Origin of the sequence: Streptomyces sp. NBC_00669 (assembly GCF_036226785.1) — a bacterium.
Taxonomy (GTDB): domain Bacteria; phylum Actinomycetota; class Actinomycetes; order Streptomycetales; family Streptomycetaceae; genus Actinacidiphila.
The window spans coordinates 2,644,267-2,666,107 of sequence record NZ_CP109018.1 but is presented as its reverse complement, the minus strand read 5'-3'; the positions used below and the strand labels follow the sequence as shown (position 1 = coordinate 2,666,107).

General features: G+C 72.6%; 15 protein-coding genes. 8 read left to right on the top strand and 7 right to left on the bottom strand.

The window, feature by feature from the left end:
• Window positions 1–13 precede the first annotated feature (13 nt).
• Together OG896_RS10620 and OG896_RS10615 are read right to left on the bottom strand one after the other, a co-directional pair.
• Entirely contained in the window at window positions 14–229 is a 216-nt protein-coding gene (locus OG896_RS10620) for a cold-shock protein (RefSeq protein ID WP_328469713.1), read from the bottom strand.
• Between the two features lie 119 nt (window positions 230–348).
• The gene (locus tag OG896_RS10615; RefSeq protein ID WP_329373880.1) at window positions 349–1,959 is read right to left on the bottom strand and encodes a M4 family metallopeptidase; all 1,611 of its coding nucleotides are present in this window, start codon (window positions 1,957–1,959) and stop codon (window positions 349–351) included.
• A gap of 529 nt (window positions 1,960–2,488) precedes the next feature.
• Between OG896_RS10615 and OG896_RS10610 the strand changes: the two genes are divergently transcribed.
• Complete coding sequence (locus OG896_RS10610) at window positions 2,489–4,216, top strand: ABC transporter ATP-binding protein (protein ID WP_329364455.1); 1,728 nt, start codon at window positions 2,489–2,491, stop codon at window positions 4,214–4,216.
• Window positions 4,216–6,225, top strand: coding sequence for an ABC transporter ATP-binding protein (locus tag OG896_RS10605; protein WP_329364454.1), 2,010 nt, complete (start codon window positions 4,216–4,218; stop codon window positions 6,223–6,225). Before OG896_RS10610 ends, OG896_RS10605 begins: the two co-directional genes overlap by 1 nt.
• A gap of 237 nt (window positions 6,226–6,462) precedes the next feature.
• On the opposite strand, the gene OG896_RS10600 is transcribed toward OG896_RS10605, so the two are convergent.
• On the bottom strand, window positions 6,463–7,398 hold the full coding sequence (locus tag OG896_RS10600; protein WP_329364452.1) for an SDR family oxidoreductase: 936 nt from the start codon (window positions 7,396–7,398) through the stop codon (window positions 6,463–6,465).
• Between the two features lie 121 nt (window positions 7,399–7,519).
• Between OG896_RS10600 and OG896_RS10595 the strand changes: the two genes are divergently transcribed.
• Window positions 7,520–8,113, top strand: a complete 594-nt coding sequence (locus tag OG896_RS10595) for a TetR family transcriptional regulator (protein ID WP_329364450.1) — start codon at window positions 7,520–7,522, stop codon at window positions 8,111–8,113.
• Between the two features lie 538 nt (window positions 8,114–8,651).
• Here the strand turns inward: OG896_RS10595 and OG896_RS10590 are convergent.
• Both OG896_RS10590 and glgX read right to left on the bottom strand, forming a co-directional pair.
• Window positions 8,652–9,920: an MFS transporter gene (locus tag OG896_RS10590; protein ID WP_402446934.1), complete on the bottom strand. Its 1,269-nt coding sequence runs from the start codon at window positions 9,918–9,920 to the stop codon at window positions 8,652–8,654.
• A 103-nt stretch (window positions 9,921–10,023) separates the two neighbouring features.
• Window positions 10,024–12,369 (bottom strand): glycogen debranching protein GlgX, encoded by a 2,346-nt coding sequence (glgX, locus tag OG896_RS10585; RefSeq protein WP_443057243.1) that lies wholly within the window; start codon window positions 12,367–12,369, stop codon window positions 10,024–10,026.
• A gap of 271 nt (window positions 12,370–12,640) precedes the next feature.
• On the opposite strand from glgX, the gene OG896_RS10580 reads away from it, so the two are divergent.
• The 4 genes from OG896_RS10580 to OG896_RS10565 all read left to right on the top strand — a co-directional run bounded on the left by OG896_RS10580 (window position 12,641) and on the right by OG896_RS10565 (window position 16,644).
• Window positions 12,641–13,588 (top strand): L,D-transpeptidase, encoded by a 948-nt coding sequence (locus tag OG896_RS10580; protein WP_329364447.1) that lies wholly within the window; start codon window positions 12,641–12,643, stop codon window positions 13,586–13,588.
• Between the two features lie 271 nt (window positions 13,589–13,859).
• On the top strand, window positions 13,860–15,038 hold the full coding sequence (locus tag OG896_RS10575) for a L,D-transpeptidase (protein WP_329364445.1): 1,179 nt from the start codon (window positions 13,860–13,862) through the stop codon (window positions 15,036–15,038).
• Window positions 15,039–15,176: 138 nt separating this feature from the next.
• Entirely contained in the window at window positions 15,177–15,953 is a 777-nt protein-coding gene (locus tag OG896_RS10570) for an enoyl-CoA hydratase/isomerase family protein (protein ID WP_329364444.1), read from the top strand.
• 223 nt (window positions 15,954–16,176) lie between these two features.
• Window positions 16,177–16,644 (top strand): ATP-binding protein, encoded by a 468-nt coding sequence (locus OG896_RS10565; protein ID WP_443057242.1) that lies wholly within the window; start codon window positions 16,177–16,179, stop codon window positions 16,642–16,644.
• 924 nt (window positions 16,645–17,568) lie between these two features.
• Here OG896_RS10565 and OG896_RS10560 read toward each other — a convergent pair.
• A complete protein-coding gene (locus OG896_RS10560) occupies window positions 17,569–19,290 on the bottom strand; it encodes a helix-turn-helix transcriptional regulator (protein ID WP_329364441.1) in 1,722 nt (573 codons plus the stop codon).
• Between the two features lie 211 nt (window positions 19,291–19,501).
• On the opposite strand from OG896_RS10560, the gene OG896_RS10555 reads away from it, so the two are divergent.
• Window positions 19,502–20,425, top strand: a complete 924-nt coding sequence (locus tag OG896_RS10555; protein ID WP_329364440.1) for an NADP-dependent oxidoreductase — start codon at window positions 19,502–19,504, stop codon at window positions 20,423–20,425.
• A 148-nt stretch (window positions 20,426–20,573) separates the two neighbouring features.
• Here OG896_RS10555 and OG896_RS10550 read toward each other — a convergent pair whose 3' ends face one another.
• Complete coding sequence (locus OG896_RS10550; protein WP_329364438.1) at window positions 20,574–21,593, bottom strand: glycoside hydrolase family 16 protein; 1,020 nt, start codon at window positions 21,591–21,593, stop codon at window positions 20,574–20,576.
• Window positions 21,594–21,841: the final 248 nt, after the last annotated feature.

Below are 21,841 nucleotides of genomic sequence, written 5' to 3'. Positions count from 1 at the left end.
CGGACGGCGGTCCTCAGACCGCGCTGTCGAGCATGCGGATGTTCTCCGCCTGCGGGCCCTTGTTGCCTTGGGTGACGTCGAACTCCACCTTCTGACCCTCCAGCAGCTCCCGGTAGCCGGTGGCCATGATGTTGGAGTAGTGGGCGAAGACGTCGGAGCCGCCGCCGTCCTGCTCGATGAAGCCGAAGCCCTTTTCCGAGTTGAACCACTTCACGGTTCCGGTTGCCATAATCCATCTCCTACGGGGTGGTGCGGGTTTCCAGAACCGCACTGTACGGAATCGGGCCCCTGGGGATGATCACCCCACACCGGTGGAAACCGGCAAAAATCACTCCGGCTGACGGCCGATCAGTCGACCCGGCTGCCGACGCCGATCGCCGCCCAGGTGTCGGCCACCGTGTTGTACGTGGCGCTGCCCGCGCCCCACAGGTCGGCCGCGGCCTGGAGGGACTGGGTCCGGGCCTTGGCGTAGTTGGTGGTCGAGGTGAAGTGCTCGGTCAGCGAGGTGTACCAGAGCTTGAGCGCGTTGTCCCGGCCGATGCCCGGCACCGACTGGTTGTCGTAGGTCGGGCTGTTGTACGACACCCCGTTGACCACCTTGGCGCCGCTGCCCTCGGAGAGCAGGTAGAAGAAGTGGTTGGCCGGGCCGGAGGAGTAGTGCACGTCCAGGCCGCCGAGGCTGGAGGACCAGTAGTCCTTGGAGGCGCCGTCCTTGCTGGGCTTGTCCATGTAGCGCAGCGGTGAGCCGTCGCCGTTGATGTCGATCTTCTCGCCGATCAGGTAGTCGCCAGGGTCGGCGGCGTTGTCGGCGTAGAACTCCACGCCGGTGCCGAAGATGTCGGAGGTGGCCTCGTTGAGGCCGCCGGACTCACCGGAGTAGTTCAGGCCCGCGGTGGCCGCGGTGACGCCGTGGCTCATCTCGTGGCCGGCCACGTCGATCGCGGTCAGCGGGTGGGCGTTGCCCGAGCCGTCGCCGTAGGTCATGCAGAAGCAGGAGTCGTCCCAGAAGGCGTTGACGTAGTTGTTGCCGTAGTGGGTGCTGGAGTACGCGGCCCGGCCGTCGTCGGCGATGCCGTTGCGGCCGAAGGTGTTCTTGTAGAAGTCCCACGTCTCCTGGGCGCCGTAGGCCGCGTCCACGCCGGCGGTCTGCGCGGTGGTGCCCTTGCCGTCGCCCCACACGTCGTCGGTGTCGGTGAAGAGGGTGCCCTTGCCGGAGCTGGCGTGGTTCAGGTTGTACGTGCTGTGGCCGCCGCGGCTGCCGTCGGTCAGCGCGTAGGACGAGCCGGACTTGGTGGTGGTGATGTTCACCTGGCCGCTGTACTCGCTGTTGCCGACGCTGTTCTCTATGCCCTGGTACTGGTAGAGCTTCGCGCCGGTGGTGGCGTCGGTGATGACGTGCAGCTCGTTCGGGGTGCCGTCGTCCTGGAGGCCGCCGACCACCGACTCCCAGGCGAGCGTCGGGGTGCCGCTTGCCGCCCAGACCACCTTGCGGGGTGCTGCCGACGCGGTGGGGGCGGCCGCGCCCGCGGCCTTCGCGGCGCTCAGGGCGTACGACCGGGCGGAGGAGGCGCTCCTGGCGGCGGTCTCGGTGGGCACCGCGATCGTCGCGTCGGTGGCCCGGTCCACGCTGGTGGTGCGGCCGGCCGCGTCCGTCGCCACGACGAGGTCGCCGCCGAGCACCGGCAGGCCGTCGTAGGTGCGCTCGTAGCGGGTGTGCAGGCTGCCGTCGGCGGCCTTGACCACGTCCCGGACGACCAGGCGCTCCTTCGCGCCCAGGTGCAGGGACGTGGCGGTCGCGGCGCTCGCGTCCTGCGCCTGGGCGAGCAGGGTGCCGCGCTGCGCGGGGGACAGCGAGGCGGGCAGGGCGCCGGACCTCGGCTGCGCGTGGCCGCTCGCGGCGGCCGTGCTCGGGTCCGGGGCGGCGGAAGCGGTGTTCGCCGGGAGGGCCACCGCGAGCATCGCGGCGCCGGCGAGCAGGGCGCCGGCCGCGGCACGTGCCGAGTGGGGTGGACGGGGGGTGCGGGACGTGCGGAGGGTGTGTCGCACTCGTCGCTCCTTCTGCGTCGGCCGCGGAGTGGCGGCCGGGACAGTCCGGACAGCAGGGGTTGGTGAGCCGCCGGATGGTGGGGGTGGAGAAGAGGACTGCGTGGTGCGGATGACTCCGTGGTGCTGCTGTGGAACGGGCCACAGAGTGGCATTCTTTACCTGTCCATGTCATGGCTGTGGTGCAAACTTGGCCGAAACTCGTTCGTTCACCGGGGTGTTGGGTTCGCATAACGGACAGAGGGGACGCGTGTTCGCCGCTCGATCGGTAGGGCGTACCCGGTCGCACCGGCGGGCCGTCCGGCCGGAAAACCGGATGAGGGCTGTCACAGGGTGGGCCTAGTGTCGACAAGTGACCTCTCCCACCAGCGATACGACCGCGCCGGAAAACCGCCACCGATCCACCGTCCGCTCCCTGGTCCGCCTGTGGCCTTACGTCAGACCGGTGCGGGTGAGACTGGCGGTCTCGGCGGTCGTCGCGGTGGTGGCGTCCTGCATGTCGCTGCTCATCCCGCTGGTGCTGAAGTGGATGGTCGACGGGCCGGTCCAGGACCGCGACCCGGGCGGGGTCTGGCTCGGCGGCGGGCTGGTGCTGCTGCTCGGGCTGCTGGAGGCCGGCCTGTTCGGCGTGCGGCGCTGGCTGGTGGCCCGCCCGCTGGCCCGCGTCGAGGCGGCCATGCGCAAGGACCTCTACGAGCACTTGCAACGCCTGCCGGTGGATTTCCACGACCGGTGGGCATCGGGCCAGCTGCTCTCCCGGGCCACCATGGACCTGCAGATCCTGCGGATGTTCCTCGCCTTCCCGCTGGTGTTCCTGGTGGTCAACGGGGCCACGATCCTGATCGGCTTCGCGATCCTCTTCAGCCAGTCCTGGCTGCTCGGGCTGCTGCTGCTCGCCCCGGCCGTCCCGCTGATGATCCTGTGCTCGTACTTCGAGACCAGCTACGCGCTCGCCGCCCGCCGGGCCCAGGACCAGGCCGGCGACCTCGCCACCCTCGTCGAGGAGTCCGTGCTCGGCATCCGCATCATCAAGGCGTTCGGCCGGCACCGCAGCCAGGCCGACGCCTTCCGCCGGCAGACCCGCGAACTGTGGGACACCGAGATCCACAAGGCGCGGCTGCTCTCCAACCTCTGGGCGGTCATCATGACGCTCCCGGAGATCGCGCTCGGCGCCGCGCTGGTGGTCGGCTCGCTCCAGGTCGCCGACGACAAGCTGTCGGCCGGCACCCTCGTGGCGTTCCTGTCCACCGCGCTCGCCCTGCGCTGGCCGGTCGAGTCGATCGGCTTCCTGCTCGCGATGAGCAACGAGTCGGCCACCGCCGCCGACCGCTACTTCGAGGTCTGCGACACCCCGACCGTGGCCGACGCCACCGGCACCGGCGACGACGCCCGGCCCGACGGCATCCGGCTGGAGGACGTCCGCTTCCGCTACCCCGACGCCCCGCCGCACAGCCCCGAACTGCTGCGCGGCATCGACCTGCACATCCGCCCCGGCGAGACGATGGCGCTGGTCGGCGCCACCGGCTGCGGGAAGACCAGCCTGACCGCGCTGCTGCCCCGGCTGCACCGCGCCACCGGCGGCCGGATCACCCTGGACGGCGTCGACACCGCGGGGCTGGCCGCCGACCGGCTGCGCGCGCTGGTCGCCGTCGCCTTCGAGGAGCCGACGCTCTTCTCCGCCACCGTGCGGGAGAACGTGGCGATGGGCGCGGGTCCGGGCGGCGCCGACGAGGAGGCGGTGCGGCGCGCGCTGGCCGTCGCACAGTGCGACTTCGTGGACGCGCTGCCCCAGGGCCTGGACACCCAGGTCGGCGAGCAGGGGCTGAGCCTGTCCGGCGGGCAGCGGCAACGGCTCGCGCTGGCCCGGGCGGTGGTCGGCCGCCCGCAGTTCCTCGTGCTGGACGACCCCCTGTCCGCGCTCGACGTGCACACCGAGGCGCTGGTCGAGGCCGCGCTGCGGGACGTGCTGCGGGAGACCACCGCGCTGGTCGTCGCCCACCGGCCCTCGACGGTCATGCTCGCCGACCGGGTCGCCCTCCTCGCCGACGGCCGGATCACCGCCGTCGGCACCCACGCCGACCTGCTGCGCGACAGCGCCGAGTACCGCTATCTGATGTCGGGCGGCGCGCAGGAGCACGACGAACTCGCCGCGCTCGAAGGGAGCGACGCCTGATGACCCCCTCGGCCGCCACCACGACCGGACCCACGCCGGACGCCCCGGACCCCAAGGGCACCCAGGACTCCCAGGACTCCCAGGACTCCCAGGACTCCCAGGACTCCCAGGGTTCCGCGGACCTCACGGGCGCCGCGACCGGCACCCTCCCGGGCCCCGCGACGAGCACCGCGCCCGCCGCGACTGCCGCCGCCGCGCCCGCGACACCCGGCGACGGCGACCCGTTCGACCGGGACGTCCTCCCCGCGCCGCGCAACGCCCAACTCCGGCTGCTGCGCTCCCTGCTGCGCCCGCACTCCAAACGGGTCTGGGCCGCGGCGATCTACCTGCTGATCCAGCAGGCCGCCGTCCAGGTCGGCCCGCTGCTGGTCGCCTACGCCATCGACCACGCCATCCCCGCGGTCCGCGACGGCCGGCACGGCCCGCTGATCGCGGTGGCCTGCGGCTACATCGGCTGCGGCCTCGCGTCCGGCGCGCTGCAACGGGTGTTCATCAGGACCGCCGCCCGGGTCAGCCAGGACGTCCTGGTCGACCTGCGCGGGCGGATCTTCCGGCACGCCCAGACCCTCAGCCTCGACTTCCACGAGCGCTACACCTCCGGGCGGCTGATCGCCCGCGCCACCTCCGACGTCGAGTCGATCCGCGAACTGCTCAACGACGGCCTCGACGAGCTGATCGAGGTCGTGCTCTCCGCCGTCTACATCACCGCCCTGCTGCTCTTCCTGGACTGGAAGCTCGGCCTGCTCACCCTGGTGTCGTACGGCCCGCTGTACCTGGCCATCCGCAGCTACCAGGGCCGCGCCGTCGAGGCGTACCGCAGGCGCTCCACCGCGATCGCCGCGGTCATCGTGAAGTTCACCGAGACGATGAACGGCATCCGCCCGGTCAAGGCGTTCCGCCGCGAGCAGCCCAACGACGAGGCGTTCGCCGAGCTGAACGCGCGGCACTACCAGGCCAACGGCGACGCGATCCTGGAGATGGCGCGCTACGTCGTCTGGTCCCGGCTGATCGCCAACATCACCATCGCCGGGATCGTGCTGTGGGGCGCCTACCGGGTGGCCGGCGGCGGCATGGCGCTCGGTGTGCTCGCCGCGTTCGTGCTCTACCTGCGGCGGCTGTACGACCCGATCGACCGGCTCGGGATGTTCCTCAACTCCTACCAGTCCGCGGCCGCGTCGCTGGAGAAGATCGCCGGGCTGCTCGCGCAGGCGCCGACCGTGCCGGAGCCGGAGCGGCCGGAAGCGCTGCCCGCCCGCGGCGACGACGCGCTGCCCGGCCGCGAGGTCGTCTTCGACGCCGTGCGGTTCGCCTACCGCACCGGCGGCGAGGTGCTGCCCACCTTCGACCTGCGCATCCCCGCCGGGCAGACGGTCGCGGTGGTCGGCGCGACCGGCGCGGGCAAGTCCACGCTCGCGAAGCTGCTCGCCCGCTTCTACGACCCGACCGACGGCCGCGTCCTGCTCGACGGCGTGCCGCTGCGCGACCTCGCCCGGGACGACCTGCGCCAGGGCGTGGTCATGGTCACCCAGGAGGCGTTCCTCTTCTCCGGCACCGTCGCGGAGAACATCACCATCGGGCGGCCCGACGCCACCCGCGAGGAGATCGAGGCCGCGGCGAAGGCGATCGGCGCGCACGACTTCATCGCCGCCCTGCCCGACGGATACGACACCGACGTCCGCAAGCGCGGCGGCCGGATCTCGGCCGGGCAGCGCCAACTCGTCGCGTTCGCCCGGGCGCTGCTCGCCGACCCGGCCGTCCTCATCCTCGACGAGGCGACGTCCTCGCTCGACGTCCCCGGCGAACAGGCCGTCCAGCACGCCATGGACACGGTGCTGCGCGGCCGTACCGCGGTGATCATCGCGCACCGCCTGTCCACGGTGGAGATCGCCGACCGGGTCCTGGTGATGCGGGCCGGCCACGTCGTCGAGGACGGCACCCCCGCCGAACTCATCGCCGACGAGGGCCACTTCGCCGGGCTGCACCAGGCGTGGCAGGACAGCCTGGTGTAGCGCCCGCGCGCCGGCTACGGCGCAGGAGCGAGAGCCGCGCCCATCTCGTTCCTCCACGGTCCGGGGAGGGCGTCCCGGCTGGTCAACGAGCCGGGGTCCTCCCCGGTAGGGCAGCCGGCGGACATGGACGGCGCGGTGACGTGGAGAGAAGGACGTGGAGAGAAGGCGGCCCCGCCGCCGGGACAGGCCCGGGCGGGCGCTGTTCGGGTGGCGGGGCGGGGGAGAGGGGAGCGGGGGTCAGGCGGTCGGAGTGGTGAAGTAGTGGCCCTTGTCGAGGTCTTCGAGGAGGCCGGGGCCGGTCGGCTGCCAGTCGAGCAGCTCGCGGGTGCGGGCGCTGGAGACGGGGCTGTCGAGGCCGATGAAGGTGGACATCCAGGTGAAGTGGGCGTCCGCGTCGTCGGGGGCGATCGAGGCCACCGGCAGGTCGAGGTGGCGCCCGATCACCTCGGCGACCTCGCGGATCGGCACGCCCTCGTCCGCGACGGCGTGCAGCGTCGATCCGGCGGGGGCGCTCTCCAGGGCCAGCCGGAAGAGGGTCGCGGCGTCGGAACGGTGTACGGCCGGCCAGCGGTTGGCGCCGTCGCCGACGTAGCCGGAGACGCCCTTGGCGCGGGCGGTGCCGACGATGGTGGCGAGGAAGCCGTGGTCGCCGTCTCCGTGCACCGTCGGGGGGAGGCGGACGACGGAGGAGCGCACCCCGCGCTCGGCGAGGGCGGCCGTGGCGTGCGCGTTGGCCAGGCGCTTGGCCGGACCGCCGGTCACGTGGTCGCCGACCGGGCTGCCCGCGAGGCCGTCCTGCTCGGTGGCGAGCCGGCCCGGGGACAGCCCGAGCACGCCGGACGCGATGACGAACGGCCGGTCGGAGCCGGCGAGCACCTCGCCGAAGGCGTCGATGGCGAGGCGGTCCGCGTCCGCCGCGGCCTCGAAGCCGCCGCTGAACGCGATGTCGTGCTTGAAGGCCAGGTGGATCACGCCGTCGGACTCGGCGGCCGCGTCGCGCAGCGTGTCGATGTCGTCGATCGTGCCGCGGCGCACTTCCGCGCCGGCCCGGGCGAGGGCGTCGGCCGAGGCGTCGGAGCGGGCCAGCCCGATCACCTGGTGGCCGGCGCCGAGGAGTTCCGGTACGACCGCGGAGCCGATCCAGCCGGACGCGCCGGTGATGAACACACGCATGAGGGGAGCCTCCTGGTAGGCAGGGTTGGCCGGCAGATGCCGGGTCGCGACTGCCGATGTCAGTCACTGCTATCAACCGTAGCACTCGATGTCAGTCACTGCTATCGCGTAGGATCGGGGCATGGGTCGATGGGAGCCGAACGCGCGGGGGCGGCTCGAACAGGCCGCGATGGAGCTCTATCGGGAGCGGGGGTTCGAGCAGACCACCGCCGCGCAGATCGCGAGTCGTGCGGGGCTCACCGAGCGGACGTTCTTCCGGCACTACGCCGACAAGCGGGAGGTGCTGTTCGCGGGGGCGGCTCAGCTGGAGAAGCTCTTCGTGGACACGCTGGCGGGGGTGCCTGCGGCGGCCACGCCGTTGGAGGCGGTGGCGGCGACGCTGGCGGGGGTGGCGGAGGTGTTCGCGGGGCGGTACGAGTTCGCCCGGCAGCGGCAGGAGATCATCCTCGCGAACGAGGAGTTGCGGGAGCGGGAGTTGATCAAGCTCGCGGCGATATCGGCGCGGCTCGCGGAGGGGTTGCGGCGGCGGGGGGTCGCGGAGCCGGCGGCGAGTCTGGCGGGGGAAGCGGGGATCGCGGTGTTCAAGGTGGGGTTCGAGCAGTGGGTGGGGGTTGATGCGGGCGGGGGTGGGGTGCCCGGGGGGAAGGGTGGGCGTTCGCTCGGGGAGTTCGTGGGGGAGGCGCTGGGGGAGTTGAGGGTGGTGGTGGGGGGCTGACCCTCCGGGGTGGTGCGTTCTGTCGGTTCCGGGACCACCTGCCGGTGGGGGGCTTGTCGCGCCGTTCCCCGCGCCCCTGGGTATGTGACGGCTCTTCCGTGAAACGAAGCTCCCCTGGTGGGGGGGCTTGATGTGGGTTCCGGGATCACCACGTGGGTGGGGGGCTTGTCGCGCCGTTCCCCGCGCCCCTGAGTGACTGCGGCTGCTTCCTCGGAAAGAACCTGACCTGGCTGGGGTGGCGTTGCGGGTTCCGGGTTCACCCTGCGGGTGGAGGCTCCCCAGGCGCGCGGGGGACCCGCACTTGCTCAGGGGCGCGGGGAACTGCGCGGGCAACCAGGGGCGGCGTGGGGTCGGGGTCGGGCCTGGGCACTCGCGGCGGGTTGCCGTGGGGCGCGGGGGACCCGTACTGGACCAGGGGCGCGTGGGGGCACCTCCCAGGCGAAGCTCTGGGGGAGAACGGCGCGACGAGGCACCCACCGGGGGGTGGTCCCGGAACCGACGGAACGGGGCGGCCTGGGGGGTTCGGCACCGTGGGGAGCTATTTGCGGGGGAGGTTGCGGACGGCGGGGATGGCGAGGAGGGCGGTGGCGACGAGGAGGGGGACGGCGCCGCCGAGGAGGAGGACGTGGCGGGCGCCGAACGTGGTGGAGGCGGGACCGGCCATGGCCTGGCCGACCGGGACCATGGCGATGGAGCCGGCGACTTCGTAGGCGTGGATGCGGTTGAGGATGTCCCCGGGCACTTGGGTCTGCACGCTGGTCGCCCAGTTGACGCCCCAGTAGGCCGAACTGGCCCCGGCCACGAGCATGCAGCAGGTGATCGCCCAGACGGGGAGCCCGAGGCCGACGGACGTCGGCATGAGCATCGTGCCGAAGAGCGCGAGGGAGCCGGCCCGCAACGGCCGGCTGGACCGTATCCGCATCGCGCACAGCGCGCCGAGCGCGGTGCCGGCGCCGAGCGCGGAGTTGACCAGGCCGTAGGCGCCCGCGCCGTGGGCCGGGATGATCTGGGCGGCGGCCAGCGGGGTGTACGGGCCGACCGTGCACACCATGTAGACCATCCACACGAGGATCACCGACCACATCCAGGTGCGGGCGCGGAACTCCCGCCAGCCCTCGGCCAGGTCGGCCCGGAAGGTCGAGACGGCCGCGGTCAGCCGCGGCGGCAGCGGCGGCAGCCGCAGCGAGATCAGGCACAGCGCGCTGGCGAGGTAGGTGGTGGCGTGGGCGGCGAAGACCACGCCGGTGGAGGTGAAGCCGACCAGCACGCCCGCGAGCGCGGGTCCGACCAGGCTGGCCACGGACTCGGCGGTGCGGGTCGCCCCGTTGGCGCCCTGCACGTCGGTCGCCACCCGCACGATGGTGCTGGCCACGCCGGGCTGGAACATCGCCGCGCAGGTGCCGTTGATCACCGCGATCACGGCCATCTCCCACAGCCGCACCTGGTGGGTGGCGAACAGCACGGCCGCGGTGGACTGCGAGCAGACCCGGACCAGGTCCGCGCCGATCATCAGCGCGCGGGCGTCGAACCGGTCCGCGAACACCCCGCCGAAGACCACGAACCCGGCGAAGCAGGCGGTGGACGCGGCCATCACCAGGCCGATGTCGCCGGCCGAGTAGCCGTAGCCGAGCAGGCCCGCCGACAGCGCCACGGGCAGCATGGTGTCGCCGAGCATCGCGACCGTGCGGGCGGTGAAGAAGTACCGGAAGTTGGCGGACCACAGCGGGCCGGCCGGCGGGCGTACGGAAGGCCCCGAAACGGCGGTGGCGGCTTCGGGGCCGAAATGCGGAGAGCTCACCCCGCCAATATGGACTGGACCACTCGGTAACTTCCACAGGGTTCTGACCTGCGAGATGCCGGGACGGTCCAGGTCGGGCGGGGGCGGCCGGGACCGGGCGGGACGGCCGGGTTCAGCCCGATTCCGGCCGTACCCGCAGCAGCCGTACCGAGCGTGCCGAGATCGTCACCGGCCGTCCGCCCGCGACGAGTCGACCGTCCGTTCCGTCCGCGGCGGGCTGACCGGCCGTTCCGTCCGCGACGAGTTGACCGGGCGTTCCGTCCTCCGCGGTGTCCAGCACCACCTCGTACCCCGACGCCCACGGCGGTCCCGGCAGCGTGAACTCCAGCGGGCGGTGGTCGGCGTGCACGATCAGCAGGAAGCTGTCGTCCACCACCGGCTCGCCGCGCGCGTCCCGCTGCGGGATGTCCCGGCCGGACAGCAGCATGCCCAGCGTCGCGGACGGCGCGAACCAGTCCTCCTCGGCCATCTCCCGCCCGTCCGGCCCGAACCAGGTCACGTCCCGCAGCCCCTCGGGCGCCAGCGACAGGCCGGAGAAGAAGCCGCCGCGGCGCAGCACCGGGTGCGCGTGGCGCAGCGCGATCAGCCGCGCGGCCAGGTCGAGCAGCGCCGCCCAGCACGGGTCCTCGCGCAGCGACCAGTCCACCCAGCCGGTCTCGTTGTCCTGGCAGTAGGCGTTGTTGTTGCCGCCCTGGGTGCGGCCCATCTCGTCGCCGGCCACCAGCATCGGCACCCCGGTGGACAGCAGCAGCGTGGCCAGCAGGTTCCGCAACTGGCGGTGGCGCAGCGCGAGGACGTCCGGGTCGTCGGTGCCGCCCTCCGCGCCGCAGTTCCAGGAGCGGTTGTCGTCGGTGCCGTCCCGGCCGTCCTCGCCGTTGGCCGCGTTGTGCTTGCCGTTGTAGCTGACCAGGTCGCGCAGGGTGAAGCCGTCGTGCGCGGTGACGTAGTTGACCGAGGCGTACGGCCGCCGACCGCCCCAGTCGTAGAGGTCGCTGGACCCCGACAGGCGGTAGCCGAGGTCGCGCACGTCGCCGGTCGCGCCGCGCCAGAAGTCCCGGACGGTGTCGCGGAACCGGTCGTTCCACTCGGTCCACAGCGGCGGGAACGCGCCCACCTGGTAGCCGCCGTCGCCGACGTCCCACGGCTCGGCGATCAGCTTCACCCGGCGCAGCACCGGGTCCTGGGCGATCACCGCGAGGAACGGCGAGAGCATGTCCACGTCGTGCAGCGAGCGGGCCAGCGCGGCGGCGAGGTCGAAACGGAAGCCGTCCACGCCCATCTCGGTGACCCAGTAGCGCAGGCTGTCGGTGATCAGCCGCAGCACGTGCGGCTGCACCACGTTGAGGGTGTTGCCGCAGCCGGTGTAGTCGGAGTAGCCGCGCGGGTCCGGGCCGAGCCGGTAGTAGCCGCGGTTGTCGATGCCGCGCAGCGACAGCGTCGGGCCGCCCTGGCCGCCCTCGGCGGTGTGGTTGTAGACCACGTCGAGGATCACCTCGATGCCCGCCGCGTGCAGCGCCCGCACCATCCGCTTGAACTCCCCGACCTGCCCGCCGCGGCTGCCACTGGCGCTGTACCCGGCGTGCGGGGCGAAGTAGCCGATCGAGTTGTAGCCCCAGTAGTTGTGCAGGCCCCGGCGCAGCAGGTGCTCCTCGTCGGCGAACTGGTGCACCGGCAGCAGCTCCACGGCGGTGACGCCCAGCCGGGTCAGGTGCGCGATCGCGGCCGGGTGGGCGAGACCGGCGTAGCTGCCGCGCAGCTCCGGCGGGACGTCGGGGTGCCGCCGGGTGAACCCGCGCACGTGCAGCTCGTAGATGACCGTGTCCGACCAGGGAGTCTTGGGGCGGCGGTCGTCCTGCCAGTCGTCGTCGTCCTCGACCACGACGCCCTTGGGGACGTACGGCGCGGAGTCGCGGTTGTCGCGCACGGTGTCGGCGACGTCCTGCTCGGGCCAGTCGCGCGCGTGGCCGTACACCTCGGGGACCATCGTGAACCCGCCGTCCACCGCGCGGGCGTACGGGTCGAGCAGCAGCTTCGCCGGGTTCCAGCGGGCGCCGGTCCACGGGTCCCAGCGGCCGTCGACCCGCAGGCCGTAGCGCTGCCCGGGGCGCACGCCGGGCAGGAAGCCGTGCCACACCTCGTGGGTCAGCTCGGTGAGCGGGGCGCGGGTCTCGGTGCCGTCGTCGGCGAACAGGCAGACCTCGACGGACTCCGCGCCGCCCGCCCACAGCGCGAAGTTGGTGCCGGGCGTGCCGTCGGGGCCGGTGTGGAAGCGGGCGCCGAGCGGCTGCGGGGAGCCGGGCCAGACGGTGGCGGGGGCCGGCGGCGCGTCGGCGGGGGAGGCCGGGGCGGCGCCGGTCCCCGGGCCCGCGCTGTGCGTACGGCTCGTGCCGCTCGTCGTGCCCGTGCCGCTCGTCGGGCTGGTACGGGGCCCCGGCGGCGCGGCCGGGGCCCCGGGTATGCCGGGTGTACCGGGCTGCTGGGGCACTTCACGGACTCCCGGGGCCGGGCGGGGGAAGGACTCCGCCCGCCCGGCGGCGCCGAACTCGCGCGTCTCGGACACGTGTCTGCCCTCCAGCGGCTCCGGCACGGCTCTCGGCGTCGCCAGGCGTCCCGTGCCCGGCGGCCGACCGTGTCTTTGCAGGCATTGTTCCCTCGCGGGTGGCCCGTCACCCCGAAGCCGCCGCGCAGTCACCAACCCGGCATCATGTCGTTGACCTTGTGTGACAGGTGTGGCGACGCGCGCACAGCGTGCAACGAAGGGTCCGGTCGCGGTGATCGCCGCGGCGGTGGCGGCACTGGCGGTGCTGACCGCCGGATGCGGCGCGGGCGGCGGCACGGACGACAAGCCGCGCCCGTCGGCGAGCACGGGCCAGGCGACGAAGCCGCCGGCGTTCGTGGGTGTCTACTCCCCGGAGACGGGGACCACCGTCGGCACCGGAATGATCATCTCCCTGGACTTCACCCGGCACATCACCGACCGGGCCGCCGTCGAGCGCGGCGTCAGCGTCACCAGCGTGCCGCCGGTCGAGGTGACCGGCCACTGGTTCGGCGACCAGCGGCTCGACCTGCGCCCGGCCCGGTTCTGGCAGCCGGGCACCCGGGTCACCCTCCATCTGCGGCTGCGGGGGGTGATGGGCACCCCGGGCGTGCGCGGGGTGCAGTCCAAGGACGTGGCCTTCTCCGTCGGCCGTGACCAGCACAGCACCGTGGACGTGCTCACCCACACCATGACCGTGGTCCGCGACGGACACCTGCTGCGCGTGCTGCCGATCTCCGCGGGCAGCGACCAGCACACCACGTACAACGGCATCATGATGATCTCCGAGAAGTACAAGGTGACGCGGATGAACGGCAGCACCGTGGGCTTCGGCGGGGAGTACGACATCCCGGACGTGCCGCACGCGATGCGGCTGACCAGATCGGGCACCTTCGTGCACGGCAACTACTGGTCGCCGCCGTACGTCTTCGGCACGCGGAACGTCAGCCACGGCTGCGTCGGCCTGCGGGACCGCAAGGGCGGCGGCGCGGACACGCCGGCCGGGTGGTTCTACGGGCAGTCCATCGTGGGCGACACTGTGGAGGTGGTGAACTCCCCGGACGCCACGGTCGCCCCGGACAACGGGATGAGCGGGTGGAACCTGAGCTGGCCGGAGTGGACCGCCGGGTCCGCGCTCTGAGCCGCGGCGGGTATCCGTACACGTGCGCACCCGGTACTCCCGAGGTGAATCGGGCGTTGACCGGCCGCGTCTTCGGGTAGACACCCGGATGGCAGTTGGGACGGAACAGTGACATTCCCGTGGCACGGGTACGCGGTTCATATGGTTTTCTTGCGCTGGCAGGGGGAGTTCGGGTGTGTCGCGCGGTAGGGGAGTCAGGACTTTGAAGCCGATAGGTGGGGCCCGTGGTGCCAGAAGGCACGCGGCTGCGGCTCTGGTGCTCGGGGCGCTGATGCTGGTGGTGACCGCTTGCGGTCCCGACGGCAGCGGCAGCAAGGCGAGCTCGGGCAGCGACGACGGCAAGGGCGGTGGCGCCAAGACCAGCGCCCCGGACACGACCGTCTCGAAGGCGGTCGTCGACATCACGCCCAAGGACGGCGCGAGCAACGTCGCGACCACCGGTGTGCTCAAGGTGGCGGCGACGGGCGGCAAGCTGTCCACGGTGACCGTGAAGGACGACAAGGGCAACCCGGTGGACGGCAGCATCACGTCCGACGGGCTGGGCTGGGCGCCGAGCGGCCATCTCAACACCTCCACCGAGTACACGGTGGACGCGTCCGCGAAGGACTCCTCGGGCCGCGAGTCCGACAAGCACGCGACCTTCACCACGGTGGTGCCCAAGGACACCTTCGTCGGGTTCTTCACCCCGGAGGACAACTCCACCGTGGGTGTCGGCATGGAGGTGTACCTCAACTTCAACCGGCCGATCACCAACAAGAAGGCCGTCGAGCAGGGGCTGAGCGTCACCGCGTCGCCTTCCGTGCCGATCGCGGGCCACTGGAACGGCAATACCCAGCTCTTCTTCCGCCCGCAGGACTACTGGGCGGCCGGCACCAAGGTCACCCTCAAGCTCAACCTGGACGGGGTGGAGGGCGCCCCCGGGGTGTACGGCAAGCAGAACAAGTCGGTGCACTTCACGGTGGCCCGCCGCCAGGTCAGCGTGGTGGACGCGGCGAAGCACACCATGACCGTCTACCGCGACAACAAGGCGATCAGGACCATCCCGATCTCCTCCGGCGCTCCGGCACACACCACGTACAACGGCAAGATGGTGATCTCGGAGAAGTACATCAAGACCCGGATGAACGGTGACACGGTCGGCTTCGGCGGGGAGTACGACATCCCGGACGTGCCGCACGCGATGCGGCTGACCAACTCCGGCACCTTCATCCACGGCAACTACTGGGCCGCGACCTCCGTCTTCGGCCACAGCAACACCAGCCACGGCTGCGTCGGGCTGCACGACGTGCGCGGCGCGGGCGACGCGAGCACACCGGCCGCCTGGTTCTACAACAACTCGCTGATCGGGGACGTGGTCCAGGTGACCAACTCCCACGACAAGACGGTGCCGTGGTACAACGGCCTCAACGGCTGGAACATGCCGTGGAGCGAGTGGACGCAGGCGTCCTGACCCGATCGTCATGACCCGACCGTCCTGATCCGACCGTCCCGATCCGACCGTCCCGATCAGGCATCCGGCCTCCGGCCGGGGAGATCGACCGTACGGCCCGCCCTTCGCCGGGGCGGGCCGTCGTCGTACGCTCCGGTCATGACTGAAACCCCGGTGACTCTTGAGGTCGAGGACGGCGTCGGCACCATCCGGCTGGACCGGCCGCCGATGAACGCGCTGGACGCGGCGATGCAGGACCTGCTCAAGGAGCTGGCCGAGCAGGCCGCCGCGCGGGCGGACGTACGGGCGGTGGTGGTGTGGGGCGGCCCGAAGGTGTTCGCGGCGGGCGCGGACATCAAGGAGATGCGGGCGATGTCCTACCAGGACATGGTGGACCGCTCGCGCGGGTTGCAGGACGCCTTCAGCGCGGTGGCCCGCATCCCGAAGCCGGTGGTGGCAGCGGTCAACGGCTACGCGCTGGGCGGCGGTTGCGAGCTGGCGCTGTGCGCGGACATCCGGATCGCCGCGGAGAACGCCAAGCTGGGCCAGCCGGAGATCCTGCTCGGGCTGATCCCGGGCGCGGGCGGCACCCAGCGGCTGGCCCGGCTGGTCGGCCCGTCCCGCGCCAAGGACCTGATCTTCACCGGCCGGACCGTCGGCGCGGCCGAGGCGCAGACCCTCGGCCTGGTCGACCGGGTGGTCCCGGCCGAGCAGGTGTACGCGCAGGCGCTGGCGTGGGCACGGCAGTTGGCCCGCGGCCCGGCGTACGCGCTGCGGGCCGCGAAGGAGGCCGTGGACGGCGGCCTGGACACCGACCTCGCCAGCGGGCTCACCCTCGAACGCACCCTGTTCGCCGGACTGTTCGCGACCGAGGACCGCGAGACGGGGATGCGCAGCTTCGTCGAGAACGGCCCTGGCCAGGCGGAGTTCGCCTGAGCGCGGTTCTGTTCGCGGGCGGTCGCGGGCGCGGTCACGAGTGCTCGCGGCCGCCCGGCCGGGGGCGCGCCGGCGCCGTGTGACGTGGGTGACGCCGGTTCAGATGAATTAGCGGGGTTACCGGGCGAACCCGTCCTGTTACGGCCATCATGAAGACATGGCGGTACGGGGTGGTGCGGAGCAGCCGCGGCAGGCGGCACAAGTGGCTGACGGGGTACCGCTCATGGCCGCGGACGACCCCGGTGAGGCCGATGACCCCGACGACGCAGCCGCCGCCGCGGCCAAGGCACTGGAGCTGATCGGGGACCCCTCGGTCAAGGAGGTGCACCTCGCCTCGCGGCCCGAGTCGGCCGCCACCGCCCGCCGGCTGTCGCTGTCGGTGGTGCGGATGTGGGGCCTGCCGCACCTCGCCGACACCGTGGAACTGCTCGTCTCGGAACTGGTCGGCAACGCGGTACGGCACACCGGTGCGCAGATGTTCGGGCTGCGGATGCCACGGCGGCGCGGCTGGGTGCGGGTGGAGGTGCGCGACCCGTCGCGGGCGCTGCCCTGCCTGATGCCGGTGCGCGAGATGGACACCAGCGGCCGCGGGCTCTTCCTGGTCGACAAGCTCTCCGACCGCTGGGGGGTCGACCTCCAGCCGCGCGGCAAGACCACGTGGTTCGAGCTGCGGGTCATGGACCGGATCTGAGGGGTGCGGCACACTCGTCAGGAGCGGTGCGGGAGACTCGTCGGAACCGCCGGGAACGGGAAGAGGCCCTCCGCGCGTCGGGGGGGATGACAGCGGGGGGCCTCTTCAACATCGCCGCGAAGCAGGGGGGGTGTTCCGCGGCGCCCTGGGAACGGCCGAGCTCGGGTCCGTGGCGGCCGTTGTACTCGACTCTCGCACGGGTCGGGGTGCGAGAGCAAGTTTGGGAAGCGTGTCTCTCGCCACAAACCGGGCATATTACTTGTGGATGAAAGGGTGACATGTGCCACCCACCTTGTAAATGATGGTTAAACTCTCTCATGACCTTTTCATATAGAGAATGCTTATGTGACCGGTGAGACCCTGTAGGGGGTTCACCCTGACTCCATGGTGGGGTAAGCCCCCATAGGAGTTGGGGGATTCGCCGGATGGGCTGGGCCGCGCCGCCGCGAGAGGCTCGGGTGGTCGGTCGGCAACACGAGGAGAGCCTGTGGCAGGCACCATGGCAGCAACGGGGGCGGGCACCGCCCCGGCGGCGATACGCGCCGTACCGGCCTTCGTCCGGTTCGTGGTCTTCGGCGGCGGCGTCACCCTGCTGGGCAGCGGCGCGCTGCTGCTGGTCGGCGACCGCGCGCCGGTCGCCGCCGCCAACGCCGTCGTCACCGTCGTGACCACCCTGCTCGCCACCGAACTGCACACCCGCTTCACCTTCCGGCGCGGCCGGGCGAGCTGGAGCGACCACTGCGCGAGCGGGCTCACCGTCCTGCTGTCGTACCTCTTCACCACCGGCGCGCTGCTCGGCTACGACGCCTTCCACACCGGCGGCGGCGCCCTGGTGCGGCAGGGCGTCTACCTCGCCGCCTCCGGGGCCGCCGGGATCGCCCGCTTCCTGCTGCTGCGGTACGTCTTCGCGCGGACCCGCCGCGCTCAGTCGCCGACCGCGCGCGGCGGGCGGATCGCCGGGGTCGCGGGCCGGGCGGCCGGCGTCGCGGGTCCGGTCGTGCGGGCCGCCCGGAGCGCTTGGGGTGCCTGGGGCGCCTGGGGCGCCTGGGGTGCCGCGCCGCTCGCCCGTGCCGTACGGGCCTTCCAATTCGCGCCGGTCGTCGTGCCGCCGTCGGTGCCGCGGCCGGTTCCGGTTCCGGTGCGCGTGGCCCTGCGGGCGCGGGGGCCGGTCGCCGCGCCGGGCGGGGGAGCGGTGGCCGCGGTGGCGGGTCCGCGCACCGCACCCGCCGGCCCCGTACCCGGGCGGGCCGCGCCCGACGTCCTCGTCGCCGCCGTGATCCCGTCGAGCCGGGCCGCCTCACGGCCCCCCGTCGTGGCAGCGGCCATCGCCGCCACGGCGCCCTGGGCCACGCCCGCGCTGTGGGCCATGGCCACCGCCTCCCCGCGCGAACCGGCGCCCAACTTGCCGAGGATGTTAGCCACATGAAACTTCACCGTCGACTCGCTGATGTGCAGCGCCGCCGCGATGTCGCGGTTGCGCCGGCCCAGCACCAGCTGCGCCAGCACCTCGCGCTCCCTCGGGTGCAGGGACTCCAGCGCGTTCCCGGCCCCCGGTAGCCCGCCCGCCGGTGCGGGCACGGCCGGCGGGTCCAGCGGCACCGTCACCGTCACGGTGCTGCCCCAGCCCGGCAGCGCGTCCACCACCACCCCGCCGTCCAGCGCGGCCAGCCGATCCGGCACCCGGTGCGCCGCCAGCGCCGCCAACTCCAGCCGCCCCGGGCCGTCGTCGCGCACCACCGCCCGCAGCGCCTCCTGCTCCAGCGTCCAGCTCACATGCAGCCGGCTCGGCTCCTCCCCCTGCTCCAGCAGCGCCAGCACCGCGCCGCGCACCGCGGCCCGCGCGGTGTGCGCCACGTCCGCCGGCAGCGTCCGCCGCGACCCGGGCGCCCGCAGGTCCAAGGTGACCGGGCTGTAGCGCAACAGCGCCCGCAACTCGTCGGTCAGCCGCCCGAAGGCCGTGTCCGCCGGCTCCTCGCTCACCGCCCGGTCCAGCTCCAGCCCGGCCCTGGCCTCCACCAGCGCCGCCACCGCCAGGTCCACCGCCGCCCGCCGGGCCGTACGGTCGTCGAGCGAGGGCGTACGCAGGGTGCCGAGGATCGCCGACAGCACGCTGGAGTGCGCGTCCGTCAAGTCCGCGATGGCCCGCGCCCGCGCCCCGGCCGCGGCCCGTGAACTCGCCGTCTGCGCGGGGTCGGCCTCTCCGGTACGGCGCCCGGTGTGCGTGCTCACCAGGTCCCACAGCCCCTGCGCCAGTCCCGCCGCGTCCGCGTCCAGCGGCTCGCCCGAGGTGCGGGCCACCGCCAGCAGCGACGGGCCGCTGACGCCCTGCGGCGCCGTCGCCACCGCGAGCACCGGCCGCGCCTGGCCGGCCAGTTCCGCCTCGCCCAGCCACGGCGTGCCGACCGTCACCCGCTCCACCAGCCGCTGCAACTCGGCCGCCGTGATCCGCCCGGCCACCTCGGCGTCCCCGGCGAACTGCGTCGGCGTGAACGTGCACACGCTGGTCAGCCGGGCCAGTGCCACATGCGGGACGACGTCCGCCAGCGCCTCCGACATCCGGTCCATGGTGTCGGGCAGCGGCGCCGACATCACCGAGTGCGCCCGGGCCAGCGCGTCCTGGACACGTTTCCCACCATGCGTCTGCATGCATTCCACGGTACGGCCTCGGCCGACCGGGCGAACTGGCCTTTCGGCCAGGCGGAACCCTCCCAAGAGACGGGTGGATCGGCGCGGTGGCGAGCGATGCTGGAGGACGGCGGTGAACGGGCGGCGCACCAGGCGCCGTTCCCCGATCACCGTGCACCGACCGATCAGCTGAACACGCAAGCCATCGAGACACCCAGGAGCGGGACACGCCATGACCAAGGCCATCGCCTTCACCGAGTTCGGCACCCCTGACGTGCTGCACACCCTTGACGTCGACCTGCCCGAGCCGGGCGCCGGGCAGGTGCGGATCGCCGTGCGCGCCGCGGGCGTCAACCCGGTCGACAGCAAGATCCGTTCCGGCGCCATGCAGCAGGTCTTCCCGACCTCCTTCCCGCACGTGCCCGGCGTCGAGGCGTCCGGTGTGGTCGAGGCGGTCGGCCCCGGCGTCACCGGGTTCGCCGTCGGCGACGAGGTCTTCGGCCAGACCGTCACCGGTTCGTACGCCGAACAGGCACTCGCGCCCGCCGACCGCCTGGCACCGAAGCCGGACAGCCTCGACTGGGCCGCCGCCGCGGCGCTCCCGGTCGCCACCGAGACCACCTACCGCGCGCTGGAGCCGCTCGCCCTGCGGCCCGGCGAGACGCTGCTCGTGCACGGCGCCGCCGGCGGGGTCGGCACCGTCGCCGTCCAGTTCGCGGTCGCGCGCGGCGTGAAGGTGATCGGCACCGCGAGCGACGCCAACCACGAGCGCCTGCGCGCGCTCGGCGCCGTACCGGTCCGCTACGGCGACGGACTCGTCGAGCGGGTACGGGCCCTCGCTCCCGACGGGGTCGACGCCGCGTTCGACCTCTCCGGTCAGCCGCAGGCGCTCGCGGACTCCGTCGAACTGACCGGCGGCAGCGAACGCGTCATCACCGTCGCCAACGCCGTGGCCGCGAAGGAGACCGGGATCGCGTTCTCCGGCGGCGGCGAATCCGACCGCAGCCGGCCCGCCTTCGAGGAGGCCCTCGCCCTGCTCGCCGCCGGAAAGCTCCACCTCGCCGTGCATCGCGCCTATCCGCTCGCCGAGGCGGCCGACGCGCAGCGGGAGAGCGAGACGGGCCACGCGACCGGGAAGATCGTCCTGACCGTGTGAGGACCTGAGCACGGCACGCCGGGCCGCCTCGCCGTACGGCGGTCCGGGGTGCATGGACGCGGCGGGTGGGCCGGACGTGGAGTCCGGCCCACCCGCCGTTCATGGGGTGCCGCGGTGCGTGGAGTGGTGCGGTGCGACGCTCGAGCGGCTACGGCGCCTTGTTGTAGACCGCGACGTAGTCGACGTTCATCTGACCGCCGGAGACCGTCGAGGAGTTGGGGCCGCCGCCGAACGCGTCGGGGAAGCCGCCGCCCATCGCCAGGTCGTAGATGATGAAGAACGGGTGGTCCACGGCGTTCGCCCACGTGGTGGCGTCCACCTGCGTGGAGTTGACGGTGAAGTAGTTCTGCCCGTCCAGGTACCAGCGGATCTGCTCGGGTGACACCGAGCGGTCGATCTGCACCGCGTACGTGTGGTAGCCGGTCTGGCAGCCGGAACAGGCCTGCTCGCCGGAGCCGATGCCGGTCGACTCGTTGCACGGGCCGCCCGGGTTGGTGCCGCAGTGCAGCGTGCCGAACACCGAGCTGCGGGCGTTGATGTCCTCCAGGATGTCCACCTCGCCCGAGGTCGGCCAGGTGGTGCCGCTGCGCAGCGTCGAGCCGAGCATCCAGAACGCGGGCCAGTAGCCCGCGCCGTTGGCCGTGGTCAGGTCCGGCTGCTGGATCGAGGACTGCATCATCACCACGCCGCCGGCGGGCGCGCCGAAGCTGTCGCTCTGCGTCTCGATCCGGCCCGACGTCCAGCCCGAGCCCGGGTCCGACCCGTCGTGCAGTGCCTTCAGCACCAGGTGGCCGTTGCCGTCCTCGTAGACGTTCGAGGTGCTGTTGGTCATCGTCTCGATCTCACCGGTGCCGAAGCTGCTGCCCGGACCGGTGTCGTACTTCCAATCCGACGACGGCACACCGGTGTTCGCGGCGCCGTTGAAGTCGTCGCTCCAGGTGGTGGTGAAGCCGGCAGGCGGCGCGGGCACGTCGTTCGGTGCGACGGTGGCCGCGGTCGGGGCGGCCGCGCTTCCGGTGCCCGTGGCCGCGGTCATCCCGGCCAGGCTCAGCGCGGCCACGGCCAGCGCGGTCAGCGCCAACCGTCCCTTCGGCCTGCGGGTGCGCCGCGCCGCGCGGCCTGGCCCGCCCTGCGCCTTTTCCTGCTCTGGTACCTGTCCGCTGGACATGCGATCTCCTGTCCCGATCGGAATCTGTGGGGGGTTGCGCCCGTGGGCGCGCAAGTGCCATGAGCGAGCGCTGAGTTCACGACGCGCATACGGCTGCCATGCATCTCTCCTGCCCGGGTGGGGTCCGTGTACAGGGTCGCTACGCCCGTGAGAGCGCTCTCTCGGTCAGACAGTGGTCTAGTGCCCCGCTTCCTGGGAGTCAACCCGCCCCACACAAACCCTGCGCAACTCCTGTCCCACAGTGATCC